Here is a 14,909-nt window from a genome sequence, read left to right on the forward strand (position 1 = left end):
TGAAGTGGGGTTTTTACACTTCTCAAGTAGGTTTGAAAACATTGTATACAATTTTACACAATACTATGGACTTGACTCTTTATGAAACACTTTCCATCAACCTATGGGCGATTCCCACGTTTACGGGCGCTTTTCTTTGATTTATGGGTCACTTCCATCCTGTTTATGGGCGCTTTCCATACTCTTTATGTGGCACTCCAACCTACTTACTCCATACTTTGTTTCTCAAATAAAAAAACTGCAAACCACTCAATTTACTTGAGTGTATTTACAGTTTTTTATATCAACAATTAGATTTTATTCATTCGCAAAGTTAGTTCTGACACTATTAACACTGCTACTGGTACTAAGAATGTGATAGGAGAATTTCCGCCTTGGATAAGAACTCCTATCAAAACAGCCGCTGCTTGAATGAACTGAAGGATCCTAATCAAGCTCGCAACTGATTGCTTTCTTGCGTCCTTTTCAATAGGAAACAAAAGATCCATTCTAAATTCATATCCTGACAATAGTGCATGCTTAATCTGAATAACTGTAGCAAAGGAAAGGGCAGCGGCAAATATTATGGATACGATTGGGAACGGAATGAATACAGCACCGATGATCGCAAGTCCAGTTAAACGCAGCCACAAATAGAAAAAGTCATTCGTTCGGATGAAGGTCCTCATAACTAAGTAAAGCTGGGTATTTTTTTGACCATATCTCGCCAGCTTATAAAATACATCCAACCATTTTCTTCTTTTCGTTGCTCCACGAATATGTGGAACGTCGGTAAAGTAATTAGCAAATCGATAAAATCTCATCATACGAGATTGCTCAACTACAATAAAGTGTTCAAATGGAAATGGAACTTCTTTTTTCTTTTTCACCCATGCCATTGTATAAATAAATTGTACAATAGCTACTAAAATCACAAATAAATAGCTTCCACTCAATAGGAAATACAGTGCTACTAATACAAGTAGAAAGCGTAGAAAACGGTCTCCCCATACGCCTCTTCCATTAGCAGCCCATCGGAAGTTAAACTCCGTATGGATGCTCCAATACTTTAATACTAATAAAAATATCAATAGAGCAATAATTTCTTCTCTTGTACTACCAGCTACTCTTGTAAGTAAAGGAATTGCCACAACATACGCAGCCAAGGTGACTACGATTGAAGAGAAATAGGTCCAACGAAGTGCAAGTCGTAAATATTCCCCTAGCTTTGTTTCTAACGGCAAAAAATACACACTGTCTGCATTTTTTAACAGAGTAACAGGTGTGCTCAATGTAACTAAGATACTTAAGATAAACGCAACTACCAAATATGCGGGAAAATCCTGAGGAGCTGTGTTTAGCCATCCACTATACGTATAGCCTAGCGCGCCAATCGCAAATACGATAACAATAGCCAAATGACCAGAAACAATAAATTTCATATATTTCTGGAGCTCATTTATATAGAAGACAAATCGCTTACTCCATACTTCACGCAAATTATTCATCTTGTTGTTCCTTTGTCATTTCGATGTAAAGATCATCTAATGTAGCATATGGCATGTTAAATGCTGCTCGTAAGTCCGTCATCGTTCCTTGTGCACGAATTTTCCCATTATGCAAAAGAAGTATGCGATCACAATATCGTTCAGCTGTTGATAGAATATGTGTCGACATGAGGACAGAAGCCCCCTCATCCTTTCTTGCTTTCATCTGATCTAGTAGTGATTGAATCCCTAAAGGGTCTAGACCTACAAACGGTTCATCAATAATGTATAGGGATGGACTCACTAAAAATGCACACATAATCATCACTTTTTGACGCATTCCCTTAGAAAAATGTGTTGGAAACCAGTTTAATCGTTTTTCCATACGAAACTCTTTTAATAGGGAAGTTTTTCTAGCCTCAAATACATCCTTGTCCAAATTGTAGGCCATAGCAGTAAGCTCTAAATGTTCATTTAACGTTAACTCGTCATATAATACCGGCGTTTCTGGTATATAAGAAAAAGAAGAGCGATATAGTGCTGGGTCGTCCTTTAACGTCTTTCCGTTTAGTAGAATTTCCCCGTTTGCGGCATTCATTGTTCCAATAATATGCTTGATCGTTGTACTTTTCCCAGCCCCATTCAGCCCGATTAAACCCACAAGCTCTCCTTTACCAATAGAAAAGTCCAAATCATGCAATACAGGCTTTCTTGTATATCCACCTGTTACATTTTTTACTTCTAATACAGTCATTTCTACACCTCACTTCTTCTTAATTATAATTTTACCAAAGCCTGCCTTAAAAATCTTCTGTCATTTCATTTCTATCTCTCAAATTGTTAAAAAGAAAAACAAACTTGTCCTATTATATGTTAAACTCATCCTAATAATGAATAGGAGGTTTTTTTCATGAGTAACTGTATTTTTTGTAAAATAATTGATGGCTCTATCCCTAGCGCTAAAATTTATGAGGATGAACATGTGTATGCTTTTATGGATATTATGCCTCTGACAAAGGGACATACTTTAATCATACCTAAATCCCACAAGGAAAATGTATATGACTTAAGCGAAGAAGAGGCTAGCAATTTATTTAAAGTAGTTCCAAAAATTGCGTCTGCATTGAAGGATACATTTGGACCTGTCGGGATGAACCTATTAAATAATAACGGTGCCCCTGCCGGACAAAGCGTTTTCCATTTTCATTTGCATTTTATCCCTCGTTACGATCAAACCGATGGACTGAAGCTCAGTTGGAATACGAAGGAAAAAACCTATTCATCCGAAATGATTCAGGACTTGGCAAAAGAACTGTCAAATAAATTATCAGCCAACTAATTGCTTTTAAAAGGAAAAAGATTTACAATCAATAATAAGTTTCTTGCTAACGATCATGAGGATACGTTAGGAGAACTAAATAGCCTGAGAAAAGTTGAGGAGAGATGAGAAATGAATACGAAAAATCTTGTACTAATGTCTTTACTAGTTGGTGTAGGAGCAGTGCTTTACATTATTATTCCCGGCATTAACGGGGGTATGAAGCCAGACTTTATGTTGACCATGATGTTTATTGGAATACTATTATTTCCCGAGGTCAAAAGTGTATTTTTACTAGGGTTCTCCACAGGAATAATTTCAGGATTATTTTCGACCTTCCCTGGTGGCTTTGTTCCAAATATAATAGATAAGACAATCACTGCATTTGTTTTCTTTGGTCTAGTTATTATTTTAAACAAATTAGCTAACAAATTGGCCGTAGCAGTCGTTTTAACTTGCGTTGGCACTCTAATATCAGGAACTGTTTTCCTATCCACCGCTATTTTCATATTTAATGCGGGAGCAGTATTTACAGAACTCTTCCTAATAGTCGTTTTACCAGCAATACTTATAAATGGCATAGCATTTTTTATCATTTATCCCATTGTCGTAAAACTTGTGAAACGCTCTAATTTTAATACTGCACTTACCATTTAAATTATAAAAAGCTTTCCTTTTATGAGGAAAGCTTTTTTTGTATTGAATATTATGTTTTAATAATGGAAAGGAAAGGAATAATATATACATATAAGGAGTGATTTGCATGAAAGTATCACAATTATTAATTGGTGTAGCTCTTGGAGCATTAACAGGTGCGACTACTGTACTTTTATCCACCCCTAAAAGTGGTCCAGAAGTTAGGGAAAATATTAAAGCGGTATCTGCTGACTACAAAGACAAGCTTTCCGATATTAACGATCAGCTACGAAAAGTGAAGGTATCGATACAAAGCTTAAAGGCAGAATCACAGGTTATGATTCCACGAACAGTCAAAGATGTGAAAGAAAGCGTTGAAAAGTGGCAAAGCGACACAGCCCCTCTCCAACAACAATTACAAAATGAGATTTCATCCATTCAAACAGCTATTGATGAGCTTGAACAAGCACTTCCTAAGAAAAAAGAAGTTATAGTTACTAACTAACCACCAGTATGCGTTTAGTCTTTTAGATTAAAGGCATACTTTTTTTAAACCTATAGATTTTTGAATGTTTCAATTATTCTAAAATATATCTATATGAATAGCTTGCTAGACTAACTATAGGTGTCTATACTTATCGATATAGGAAATTTTGTCTAACTGGACTAATGTTGAAATAAAATAAATTATTATAAAATTAATAATATTTTCAAATATTTTATTTCAATTTTCTTACTTTATTGCTATAATGTGTTAAGATTATATACCAGAAAGAAGGCATACGAGATGACTGATCAATTTTATACGATGAAGGAAGCAATGCTATATAGTCAGCGAATCGCTCAACTTTCCAAGGCTCTTTGGAAGGCAGTGGAAAAAGATTGGCAAACATGGATTAAGCCCTATGACCTTAATATTAATGAACACCATATTTTATGGATATCCTATCATTTAAAAGGTGCGACCATTTCAGATGTAGCTAAATTTGGAGTTATGCATGTTTCTACAGCCTTTAATTTCTCTAAGAAACTCGAGGAGCGTGGATTGCTTTCTTTCTCTAAACGAGACACAGACAAGCGCAACACTTATGTAGACGTTACGGAAAAAGGTCAACTACTTTTAGAGGAAATGTATGAGAATTACCACCAAACTCCTCATTCTGTTATTGAAGGGTCTCGTCCAATGAAAGATTTGTACGGCAGGTTTCCAGACTTCATGGATGTTATGGCAGTTATTCGCAATATTTATGGTGACGACTTCATGGAAATATTCGAGCGTTCTATTCAAAATATTGATGAGTCTTTCACAAAGGCAGAATAGCGTCATATCAGCAATGTAAGCGTTCTATAAATCTTTACAATTAATAAGCTTGTATTTTATATAGAAACATCGTATTGTATGTATCTGAAATATATTTTACTATATAGGAGATGCATCAATCTTGCATTGTTGGAAAACTATTAATGTCAAAAAACAATATGGTATGGAACGGCTATTTTTCCTATCTTCCATACTAGTTATGTCCGTTTTTTCAATTGTCTATGCTTTACAAGAAACTATTAATGACTCACATAAATCTGATGACTTCTTTTGGCTATTTGCGATTGGTATGATAATGGTATATCCACTTCACAAGTTGTTTCATTTTCTTCCGTTATTTACGATTCGTGATCATATAAAAGTAACTCTTAACAGACGTTATGGTTTTCTTCCGATAGTTTCCATAAAAGTCTGTGAACCAATAAATAAATATCAGTTTATATTTTCGTTGCTTTCACCTTTTATTTTTATAAACGCTGCTATTCTAATAGGTGCTCTTGTGGCGCCACATTTTGCTCATTATTTCATTATGCTATTAGCCTATCATTGCGGTATGTGCCTGATAGATTTGATCTATGTAAAGAATTTAAGTAAATCACCTAGAAGTGCTTTTGTCGAAGAAACAGACGCTGGTTATCAAATTTTAATCGTCGCTTCCCATCATTAGTAATATGTTACACTTGTAACTAATACCCCTAATTTGATATGCTTAGTGTACATGAAGGGAGTTTAGACATGATCATATTTACTTTAGTTCTATTCTCAGCATTTTACTTGCTACAAATTAATCGAATGACATATGCACTTGTGATGTCAAAAGAAATCCCAGAAGAAAAACATCCTAAGATTTTTAGAACCATTAATATATTAATTACGATTCTTCTTGTATCTTTCTATGTTGAGTTAGTTTACGCAGTTTAATAGAAAAATTGACCCAAATCATTTATATGATTGGGTCATTTCTTTTATTAGCCATACAGTGACTAAGAACACCTAAGTGTCCTTAGTCATTGATTACGTTAGTAGATGAAAGCAGCGCCAACGATAATCAAAAGAATAAACAGAACTACCAATAAAGCAAAACCTGAACCAGCACCAGCACCAGAGCCACCGCCGTAGTTGTATTGTCCACCCATTTAGAACACCTCCTCTTTCTAATTTATCTTATGCGGTGGTTTCCAAATATGGTGGGCAAATGCACGGGAACCATTTTTGTTTTTATTTCGTTTATGGTATAGTTACAGTTGCAGCAAGATGAAGTTAGGAGAGATTTTTATGAAAAAAACAGTTTTATCATTAACATTAGCAGCATCTGTTCTTGCATTAGGGGCTTGTAATGACAATGAATCTGCAGATAGCAGTAAAGTAATTGCATCCTCTAAAGTAGGCGACATTACACAAAATGATTTATATGAAGAAATGAAGGCTTCTATTGGAGATCAAGCTTTTCAACTTCTTATGATTGAAAAAGTATTAGACTCTAAGTACGATGTTACCGACAAACAAGTAGATGCTCAGCTAAAAGCAGATAAAGAACAACTTGGGGAAAACTTTGAAACATTGCTTGCACAACAAGGATACACAGAAGAATCCTACAAAAAGTATTTACGTCTTAACCTTCTACAAGAAGCTGCTCTTATTGAAGATGTAGAAGTTTCAGAAGATGAAATTAAGGCTGAATATGAAAATACGAAAAATGAAATTAATGCACGCCACGTGCTTGTAGAGGATGAAGAAACGGCTAAGAAAGTTAAAGCTGAATTAGAATCCGGAAAAGATTTTGCGGAAGTGGCAAAAGCTTATTCTACAGAACCAGCTGCACAACAAAGTGGTGGAGAATTAGGTTGGTTTGGTAAAGGTGCAATGGCTGCAGAATTTGAAGAAGCTGCATTTGCCTTAGAGCCTAACGTAATCAGTGAGCCAGTTCAATCTAGCTTTGGATTCCACGTTATCGAAGTTACGGACAAGCGTGAAGTTAAAGAGTCATATGATGACAAAAAAGCAGAGTTAGAGAAAAACTTGAAACTTGAAAAAGCAGATCAAGCTGCATTACTACCTAAAATTTCTAAATTGTTAAAAGATGCTAAAGTTGACATCAAAGATAAAGATTTAGAAAAAGCGTTGGATGAATTTTTAGCTGCAGGAGACGCTGCAGGTTCTACAGAGCAACCAGCAGCTGAAGAAGATGCAACAACTGAAGAAACTGAAAAATAATTAGATATCGTTTTGATAAAAGAGACCGCAACTTTATAGTTGCGGTCTCCTTTTATCTTTTAGCTGGACATATAAAAAACCGTAAAGGTCTACTTAACCTTTACGGTTTTTCTAGCTATTCAAAAGTAGGTTTATAGAAGGAACGATTTTCTAATGGGAATAGACGCTCAGTGAATTCACCTGGGTTTGTTTTTGCTAAAGCACGATTAAGCATATTCATCTTGGCATCGATATTATCAATATAGTGCAAGATCTCCGCTTCACGCACCATTGGACGCTTAGGACTGCCCCACTCTTCTTTACCATGATGAGAAAGCACCATATGCTGAAGGAGCATTATTTCTTCGCCTTCAATTTGAAGCTCTTCCGCTGCCTTTGATATTTCATTTACCATTATCGTAATATGCCCTAGAAGGTTACCTTCAATTGTATACGTAGTAGCGACAGGACCAGAAAGCTCTAAAACCTTCCCAATATCATGTAAGATGATTCCGGCATACAAAAGATCCTTGTTTAATGTTGGATACAGCTCACAAAGCGACTTCCCTAGCTTGAGCATAGAAACAACATGATCGATTAGACCAGAGGCATAATCATGGTGATTTTTAGTAGCAGCCGGATATGTCATAAAAGCAGTTTGATGCTTTTTCATTAAATGGCGTGTTACACGTTGTATCAAAGGATTTTTCATCTCAAAGAAAAATTGTAGTAACTCCTCCATCAATTCTTCTTTTGACTTTTCTGCTGATGGGACTAAGTCATTAATAGATATCGTCTCGTCTGATTTCACAGGTCGGATACTTTTTACTCGTAGCTGGAATTTCCCGCGATAGTCTTGGATTTCTCCACCGACACGCACTATTTGACTAGCTGCGTATTGCTTTTCATGCTCCTCATTCGTATCCCATAGCTTCGCTTCAATATCTCCACTTTTATCCTGCAATATAAGTGACATAAACGGTTTTCCAACGGTAGTGATACCTTTAGTTGATTGTTTTATCAGTAAGAAATGATCGACAGGATCTCCTACTCGTAGCTGTGTAATTCCCTTCATCTCAAAACCCCTCCACTTCCAACTTGTAATGTCGCTACATCTATTATATGAGCCTCTTTCCAACTAAGACGCATATGCTCATGACACGTAAAATATAGTAGCTGATGTTCATTTTGTAGCTCTTTCATTAATTGTACCACTTGTTTTAAGCGGTTTCGATCGAAATGTACAAATGGATCATCTAGAATAATAGGAAAAGCTACCCTATTCTTTAAGGAAACGGCTAATGCAATCCTTAATGCAATATACGCCTGCTCCTTCGTGGCCTGACTTAGCTCTGCTATTCGAAATCGTTCTCCACTAGGTTTAACCGCTTCGAATAATCCCTCGGGTGTAAATTCTAACAGCTCGTAGGATTCGTTCGTTAATATCCTAAAATAGCTTTTGGCTTTATCAAGTACGTCTGGCAGCCGTTCTTCTTTTAACTGCAACACTGTCTGCTTGATTGCTTCTGTTACCGTTTTATAAGCAGCCCATTTTTTTACTAACTCATACAGCTCTGATTTTTTCTCTTCTAATTGCTGTAATTTTTGACTTTGTTCTTCATTCTCGAGTAAGCGGCTCGTTTCATAAAGTAAGGTTGCTTTTTCTTCTAAAAGGAATTGACTTTTTTCTTTCATCGCCTCTAGAGTTTCTCTTGCTGTTACTTCAAAGCCTTCTTCAAAATCATTTATGTTTACTTTTCGATCGCCTAATTGCATTCTCACATGCTCTAATTCTTTTTCTAGTGACGCTCTAGTTTGAGATACTACATGCGCTTGGTAAAAATCACTTTCTGTTGAAACTCCCGCCTCCGTAAACAGCGTAGTAATCTGCTGTTCCTGAGCGTTTAATAACAATTCTAGCTCATTTAACTTTTCTTGTAGCTTTGTTATTTTACTAAGAGTACTCTGCTCTTCTTCAAGCCGTTTCTTTTCTTTCAAATAAATTTCCCGGAGCTGATGAAATAAAATATCTTCTACTAACTGGGATTTCACTAAGGACTGTGCTCTGCGTTCCAAGTCCCTTAAATTTCTACTGACTTCCTCGAGCTTACCTTCCATCTGGTCAAGTTGGATTTGTTGATTTTGAATAAGTCTTAACCTGGTAAATAACTCAGGCAGTAGGCTTGGGGATAATTCCTCATCAATTTGATAAGTTCTTAAAAAGGCATAAATTTTACGCTTACATTCCTTCTTTTGGTGTTCAATTTCTGAGATAACACCTTCTAGACGCATGATTTGATCCTTAAGACTTTTTAATTCGTCCTCTAATAAATCTGTATATTGCTTAGCCTCATTATCTTTTTGAAGACCTTTGATGAGCAAGGTAAACCCGCCATATATCCCAGCACTTATAATGACAGTAAGGAGCGCAATTAGCCAATTGGAGGCAAGAAAACTAAAGATTAACCCAACTATCAGTACAAATCCTACTAGTGAGACCAGAATACCTTTTGCGTTACTTTGACCCTTAGATGAATTACGTGAACGTTTAGATTCACTTAGCCGTTTTTCTAGCTGCTCGACATCCTGCATTTTCAGGTTTAGCAAACGTTCTTCTTGTTGAAATTGCTGAGTAAGCTGCTCTTGTTGGTTAAGCATCGTCACCAGCCGGTCCTCCTGCTGGATTGATACATCAGCCGTCACTATATCATTTAAGCTGCTTTTCCAATCAATTCCAACTAGGCTAAGCTCTTGCATTTGCTGTTGGAGAGTTTTACTATGCTCCTCTTCTAACTGGACTCGTTTTGCACGCAATTGATGCCATTGGGATTCCTGGCTTAAAAAGCCTTGGATTTCCTCTAGATTTTCTGGATCTATTGCTTCACTACTATGGGCAATTGACTGCAGCTCCTGCTTAAATTGTTCTACCGCTATTTGAGTATTGGTCTGCTTGTCCTTAACAGCCTCATATCGTCGAAGACCTTCCGGAGGAAATGAATGACTTGGTAGCTTATCCAATTTCTCTAAAAGCTCATTTTCCGCTATTTTTAACGGTTTTAATTGCTTCCAATGTGAATAACTTTGAAGTTGGTCCGCTAGCTCTTTCTCACGTCCTACCGATTCTTTTAAGATACTTTCAATCTCATTTAAACGCTGGATGGAGGGCTCGTACTTTTCCACTTGGTCCATTTGTGCCTTCCAAGCAGTTTCAAGCTGTCGTATCTCCTCCATTTTTTGATTGATGAAGGGCTTTCGTCCAGTAGGCTTATATAGCTCTCCCATTTCTTTTGCAAACTGCATTTCAACGCTAGATAACGTGTCCATTCCTGTAGTTCCAGAAGAAAGTAAAGTACGTGTCAGCTCTTCCTCCGTCATTTTTTCAAACCCTTGTAGCTGAAGTAAAGAAAATGAAAAGATTGCCTCATAGTCAGCTCGACTATAAGCATTCAATATTGTCGCAAGCTCCTTTTCTCCTCCACGAGTCCCATCCTCAAAATATAAGGTAACATCTCCACTTGCCTTCCCTTTTACTCTCTCGATGAAAACTCTACTGGCATCGTCCATTAGAATTTGTATTTTACCTCCGTAGGTGGCATTACTTCTAGGCTCATATCTTAACAGCTGTGAATTTCGTTGTGGGAAGCCAAAAAGGATGTGAAGTATAAATTGCTGAATCGTGGACTTCCCTGCTTCATTTTCTCCATAGAATACGTTAATCCCATCATGTACATTAACTTCTAGATTTTCATGCTTTCCAAAGCCATATATGTGGAGCTTTTCTATTTTCATACCCTCTACACTCCCCTCGATACAGCCTTGTTCAGTAATTGTTTGGATTCTTCTTTGACCTCTTCAATGAAATGCTCGTCAATGCTTGGTAGATATCGACTACCTTTTGGATGCTGATACAATTCTTTTACGGCAAGCTTCCACTCGGCAGAATCCCACCCTTCCCATATTTCCGAAAGTATAAGTGCTTCGTTTAACTGACTAGCTGGTAGGTTAATAGTTAAATCCTTGAGGAGAATAAATGGATTATGCTTGTCTAGAGATTCCTGAAAAATAGCTAGCCACTCCTCCTTCGATGAGGCATCAAGCATTTCAAAAGTTTCCTCTGAGATATCGGAAAGCGTAAGTTCTATTATGGCATTTCCATTCTTTTCAACGTAATCTTTCAACTCCTGCTCTACAAGGCTTATCAATTCATTGGCATGGATTATATGCTTGCAGGAAACCTCTAACTGTTCGTATATAAACATGCTACATGGAACAAATTGTAGGTTCGTTTTATCTTTGGAGAGAGTTACCTCATAAAAACCTTTCTTACCTCTTTCATTTCGATGGCGGCTTTGAATATTACCTGGATAAACAATAGCAGGATCCATATGTAATACCTGTCGCTTATGTATATGTCCAAGCGCCCAGTAGTCATACCCCTTCCCGATCAAATCACTTTGACGAAACGGAGCATACACATCATGCTCTCTGTCTCCCTCTACGCTTCCATGTAGCATTCCGATATGGTAGCCCTGGCCACTGGCATTCGGATAATAGGAATGCATCGCCTCTCGAATATGGCGCTCCTTATAGCTAAAGCCGGAAATATGAACCTGATTTCCTTGGACAGCAATCGTTTTAGTCTCTACGTCCTGGCCAAACACCTGTACATTGTCAGGTAACTGGAAACGCACCCAGTTGCCACTCAAATGATCATGATTCCCATGACAAATAAAAACTGGTATCCCGACTTCTCGAAGAGCTTCCATTCCCCTTTGAAATAAATGCTGGGCTCTCAAGCTCCGATTTTCTCCATCGTATATATCACCGGCTATTAGGACAAAGTCAGGCTTCGTCGTAACAGCATACTGAATCATATTTTCAAAGGCATGAAACGTGCTTTCTCTAATTTCCTGCCATCTATTTTTAGGGATAGATGAAAGACCTTTAAAGGGGCTATCTAAATGTAAATCTGCCACATGTAAAAAACGAATTGCTGCCATTCTACTACTCCTCACTAAAAATAGAATATTTGTTCTTATTTTATCATATAGAAAAGGCTATACACAAATAAATGTGTGATAGCCCTACTTTTATTTCTTTTCTAATTGTATTTGTACAAGAGATGACACTAAACCAGTTATCCCTGCCGTTAACCCCGCCGGCAGGCTAAAGAGAAAGTAATACCACTGTCCTGTATATATGGAAAGCCCTAAGAAAATTAATGGCATTCCGATTAAAGCAAACAAGGATGCAACGAGTGCCCATTTAGCTTTAGTCATGATTTATTCCTCCTTTACTAGTTTTTCTTTTCCGCTATTACAGCAGCTATTCCATAGGAACCCATATGAACAACCCATAAACCTGTCATTATAAAAAATGCAAGTCCAGGTCCCTCCATAATGATGATAATCATCCATGCTACTAATAAGCCAGCAGTTGTGACTATCCATGAATAAGATCTAGCTATCGTATGAACTTGATTGTATCTTTCGTCAAACCATCTTCTCTTTTTTCCTATCCTATAAAATATATAAATAAAATAATCAATGAACTAACTATCGCCGTTGGTAACCCAATTAAAAACGTGAACCAATCAAATTCTCCATTCATTTAATCGTCCCCTTCGTAAATGAAAATGTCTTCTATATAACATTTGAATAACCTGGAAAGCTTAAAAGCCAATTGAATAGATGGATTATACTTTCCTTTTTCTAAAGAAATGATAGTCTGCCGAGACACCTCCAGTTTTTCTGATAATTCATCCTGCGTCAATCCTAGTTCCATTCGCTTATCTCGAACATAATTTTTCACCGGTACCCTCCCTTTTGTAAAGCTAACTTTACGTAAAGTATACTTTACTTTACGAAGCAATGTCAAGCTGACTTTACTTTTATTTTTTAATTTTTGTTGTATAATGAATTTTAAGAATACATAAGGGGTGTATGATACATGAAAGCATATAAATTCACGGCATTCGAGCCGAACGGGGAACTAATCATTGAGGAAACATGGAATTACGAAAACGACGACGAGGCGAAAAAGCAAGGCGAGGAAGCAATTAACGAAAAAGGCTATGGCAATAAAACACACCGCCTTGTTAATAGCTCCGGCAAGCTTATATTGTTTCATGTATAAATGAAAAAAGGACTTAGCACCGTAATTACGAACGGGCTAAGTCCTTTTTTATTGGTCAATCCAATTCCAAGGTTTAATCTCTCCAAGTTTTGCATTATGGATACCTTCCACCTCTTTAAGCTTCAGCAATTGTTTTACTGGACCTGTCACTACTGCTCCGTATACTTGAAACCCTTCTTTTTGAAGATAGTCATATCTCTCTTGAAGGTAAGCTGTTCCTAGTAATGTTTCCGCAAGGTTTCTATCTTCTTCGATCATTTTCCCCATATTTTTAAGCATGATTTCTTGGCTTTCTTTGACTGTTTCGGTGTTTAAATTAGTGGTCGAATATGTGATGTTAAAGTCTTCATCTACATGTTTAAATCCAGCTAACCCCCAAGGTTTTGCTAATGTTATATCGTTTTCACTGCCACTCCAGCCACCTTCAGTGAAGTTCTTTAACTCCCCCATATAAACAGGCATCCAAAGTACATCTACTTGATAATTGGAAACCAATTCTAGTAACTCCTCTGGAGAGTAATACCTGTTCGTTGAAAAGGCTAGTTGCGCAACATTTCCTTGATCAATGTGCTCTAACTGGTTCCAAACATCCGGCATCTCCGTTTCGTCTAGTTTCACATTTGTTACAGGATTATAGGGTAAAGAAAAAGGAAATTCTTTATGACTACTATAGGGAAAATACTCATTAACAGTAGTAGTATAAGCGTCTATAAGAGGTTTATTTAAGCTAATCTTTGTAATAGCAAACTCCTCTTTACCTATTATTTTTATTAAAGGAAATTCAATTTTTTGTGTTAAAAATGGGTTAATTTCATTCGTGCCATCGAAAAAAATACTGGAGGTATAACCCGGATAGGTCCAATCAACCGCTAGTTTCTGATAAAATTCCGTGCGCTTTCCTATGTTAGTAGCTTCATAGATCATAGATACAGTAAACATATAAACAGCATATACAAGAAAAATCCCTAGAAGCACACGAACGACATTAAAAGATAATTTCCATGAAAATCGTTTTTTATGTTTTTGTACAATTGCTTTTGCTTTATCATCATTCCATTCCATCTTTTCCACTCCTATCAAAATCCTTGCCAAGTCGCTCTGCCAATTGTTTAAATCGTTGTCGTGCCCTATGTATCGTTACTTTAACTTGGTCTAGCGTAATCTCTAGCGTAACTGCAATCTCCTCATAGGAAAATTCCTCAAATTCTCTTAAATACAAAATGGTTCGGTAATTTTCTGGGAGCAGCAGGGATACATCCTTGATCTCATGGGAACTTTCCTGAGTTAATAAATCGTCCTCCGGTATCCCGTAAGGACTTACATATTCCTCTGAATTGGAGAGATAGTCATAGAGGGGAACCCACCTCCACCTCTTTCGCTTTCGCCATTCATCCATATATGTATTTCTAGCTACCTTATATAGCCAACTTTTCACCTGCCCCCCTTCATATAAATCAAGGGAGAGTGTCGCTCTATAAAAGGTCTCCTGTACAAGCTCTTCTGCAATAGTATCTGAACCGGTTAGTTTAAGTAAATAAAAGTAGAGAGGCTTCGCATACGCCAAATAGACTGTTTCTAAATCATCTTGCCTTTGCTTCTTCATACCCTGCCTCCCTTCTAACCTAAAACGTTTGGATCTCTATATTGTTACAGTCTAAATTAAATTTTTGGGAAAATATATAGGAGGAGTAATAGGGGGAGCCACCTTTGTGGGGGGTGGCTTGTTGGTTTATGGGCGCTTTTTATTGATTTACGGGCGTTTTTCGGGAATGTAAAATATTTTGTGTAAATGTATTACTATCTTTATTCTAAACACATACTTACTTTATCCGTTAAGGGG

General features: G+C 36.9%; 18 protein-coding genes. 8 read left to right on the forward strand and 10 right to left on the reverse strand.

Annotated features, from left to right (window positions below; genetic code table 11):
• Window positions 1-290: 290 nt before the first annotated feature.
• Window positions 291-1,487, reverse strand: a complete 1,197-nt coding sequence (locus HF876_RS17685; protein WP_169361378.1) for an ABC transporter permease — start codon at window positions 1,485-1,487, stop codon at window positions 291-293.
• A complete protein-coding gene (locus HF876_RS17690; protein WP_169361379.1) occupies window positions 1,480-2,220 on the reverse strand; it encodes an ABC transporter ATP-binding protein in 741 nt (246 codons plus the stop codon). The genes HF876_RS17685 and HF876_RS17690 overlap by 8 nt, the downstream gene beginning before the upstream one ends.
• Before the next feature lie 156 nt (window positions 2,221-2,376).
• On the opposite strand from HF876_RS17690, the gene HF876_RS17695 reads away from it, so the two are divergent.
• The 6 genes from HF876_RS17695 to HF876_RS19030 all read left to right on the forward strand — a co-directional run bounded on the left by HF876_RS17695 (window position 2,377) and on the right by HF876_RS19030 (window position 5,662).
• Window positions 2,377-2,805, forward strand: a complete 429-nt coding sequence (locus HF876_RS17695) for an HIT family protein (RefSeq protein WP_169361380.1) — start codon at window positions 2,377-2,379, stop codon at window positions 2,803-2,805.
• Window positions 2,806-2,916: 111 nt separating this feature from the next.
• On the forward strand, window positions 2,917-3,441 hold the full coding sequence (locus tag HF876_RS17700; protein ID WP_169361381.1) for a tryptophan transporter: 525 nt from the start codon (window positions 2,917-2,919) through the stop codon (window positions 3,439-3,441).
• A 106-nt stretch (window positions 3,442-3,547) separates the two neighbouring features.
• Window positions 3,548-3,925 (forward strand): YtxH domain-containing protein, encoded by a 378-nt coding sequence (locus tag HF876_RS17705; protein ID WP_169361382.1) that lies wholly within the window; start codon window positions 3,548-3,550, stop codon window positions 3,923-3,925.
• Window positions 3,926-4,207: 282 nt separating this feature from the next.
• Window positions 4,208-4,741 (forward strand): HTH-type transcriptional regulator Hpr, encoded by a 534-nt coding sequence (locus HF876_RS17710; RefSeq protein WP_169361383.1) that lies wholly within the window; start codon window positions 4,208-4,210, stop codon window positions 4,739-4,741.
• Window positions 4,742-4,862: 121 nt separating this feature from the next.
• Window positions 4,863-5,408, forward strand: a complete 546-nt coding sequence (locus HF876_RS17715) for a DUF3267 domain-containing protein (RefSeq protein ID WP_169361384.1) — start codon at window positions 4,863-4,865, stop codon at window positions 5,406-5,408.
• 68 nt (window positions 5,409-5,476) lie between these two features.
• Window positions 5,477-5,662 (forward strand): hypothetical protein, encoded by a 186-nt coding sequence (locus HF876_RS19030; protein WP_090570160.1) that lies wholly within the window; start codon window positions 5,477-5,479, stop codon window positions 5,660-5,662.
• Window positions 5,663-5,760: 98 nt separating this feature from the next.
• Here the strand turns inward: HF876_RS19030 and HF876_RS17725 are convergent, their stop codons facing one another.
• Complete coding sequence (locus HF876_RS17725; RefSeq protein WP_169361385.1) at window positions 5,761-5,877, reverse strand: YjcZ family sporulation protein; 117 nt, start codon at window positions 5,875-5,877, stop codon at window positions 5,761-5,763.
• A gap of 139 nt (window positions 5,878-6,016) precedes the next feature.
• On the opposite strand from HF876_RS17725, the gene HF876_RS17730 reads away from it, so the two are divergent.
• On the forward strand, window positions 6,017-6,955 hold the full coding sequence (locus HF876_RS17730) for a peptidylprolyl isomerase (RefSeq protein ID WP_169361386.1): 939 nt from the start codon (window positions 6,017-6,019) through the stop codon (window positions 6,953-6,955).
• A gap of 115 nt (window positions 6,956-7,070) precedes the next feature.
• On the opposite strand, the gene yhaM is transcribed toward HF876_RS17730, so the two are convergent.
• From yhaM to HF876_RS17755, 5 genes are all read right to left on the reverse strand, one after another.
• Window positions 7,071-8,009, reverse strand: coding sequence for a 3'-5' exoribonuclease YhaM (gene yhaM / locus HF876_RS17735; protein ID WP_169361387.1), 939 nt, complete (start codon window positions 8,007-8,009; stop codon window positions 7,071-7,073).
• Complete coding sequence (locus tag HF876_RS17740; protein WP_169361388.1) at window positions 8,006-10,723, reverse strand: ATP-binding protein; 2,718 nt, start codon at window positions 10,721-10,723, stop codon at window positions 8,006-8,008. The genes yhaM and HF876_RS17740 overlap by 4 nt, the downstream gene beginning before the upstream one ends.
• Window positions 10,724-10,728: 5 nt before the next feature.
• Window positions 10,729-11,934 carry a metallophosphoesterase family protein gene (locus HF876_RS17745; protein ID WP_169361389.1) on the reverse strand — a complete coding sequence of 402 codons (1,206 nt, stop codon included), beginning with the start codon at window positions 11,932-11,934 and terminating at the stop codon, window positions 10,729-10,731.
• Between the two features lie 90 nt (window positions 11,935-12,024).
• Window positions 12,025-12,213, reverse strand: coding sequence for a hypothetical protein (locus HF876_RS17750; RefSeq protein ID WP_169361390.1), 189 nt, complete (start codon window positions 12,211-12,213; stop codon window positions 12,025-12,027).
• Between the two features lie 331 nt (window positions 12,214-12,544).
• Window positions 12,545-12,745, reverse strand: a complete 201-nt coding sequence (locus HF876_RS17755) for a helix-turn-helix transcriptional regulator (protein ID WP_169361391.1) — start codon at window positions 12,743-12,745, stop codon at window positions 12,545-12,547.
• A gap of 138 nt (window positions 12,746-12,883) precedes the next feature.
• Between HF876_RS17755 and HF876_RS17760 the strand changes: the two genes are divergently transcribed.
• Window positions 12,884-13,069: a YhzD family protein gene (locus HF876_RS17760; protein WP_169361392.1), complete on the forward strand. Its 186-nt coding sequence runs from the start codon at window positions 12,884-12,886 to the stop codon at window positions 13,067-13,069.
• A 48-nt stretch (window positions 13,070-13,117) separates the two neighbouring features.
• Here the strand turns inward: HF876_RS17760 and HF876_RS17765 are convergent, their stop codons facing one another.
• Window positions 13,118-14,131: an anti-sigma factor gene (locus HF876_RS17765; protein WP_169361393.1), complete on the reverse strand. Its 1,014-nt coding sequence runs from the start codon at window positions 14,129-14,131 to the stop codon at window positions 13,118-13,120.
• Window positions 14,118-14,672: a sigma-70 family RNA polymerase sigma factor gene (locus tag HF876_RS17770; protein ID WP_169361394.1), complete on the reverse strand. Its 555-nt coding sequence runs from the start codon at window positions 14,670-14,672 to the stop codon at window positions 14,118-14,120. Before HF876_RS17770 ends, HF876_RS17765 begins: the two co-directional genes overlap by 14 nt.
• Window positions 14,673-14,909: the final 237 nt, after the last annotated feature.

The organism is Psychrobacillus sp. BL-248-WT-3 (genome assembly GCF_012843435.1).
Taxonomy (GTDB): domain Bacteria; phylum Bacillota; class Bacilli; order Bacillales_A; family Planococcaceae; genus Psychrobacillus.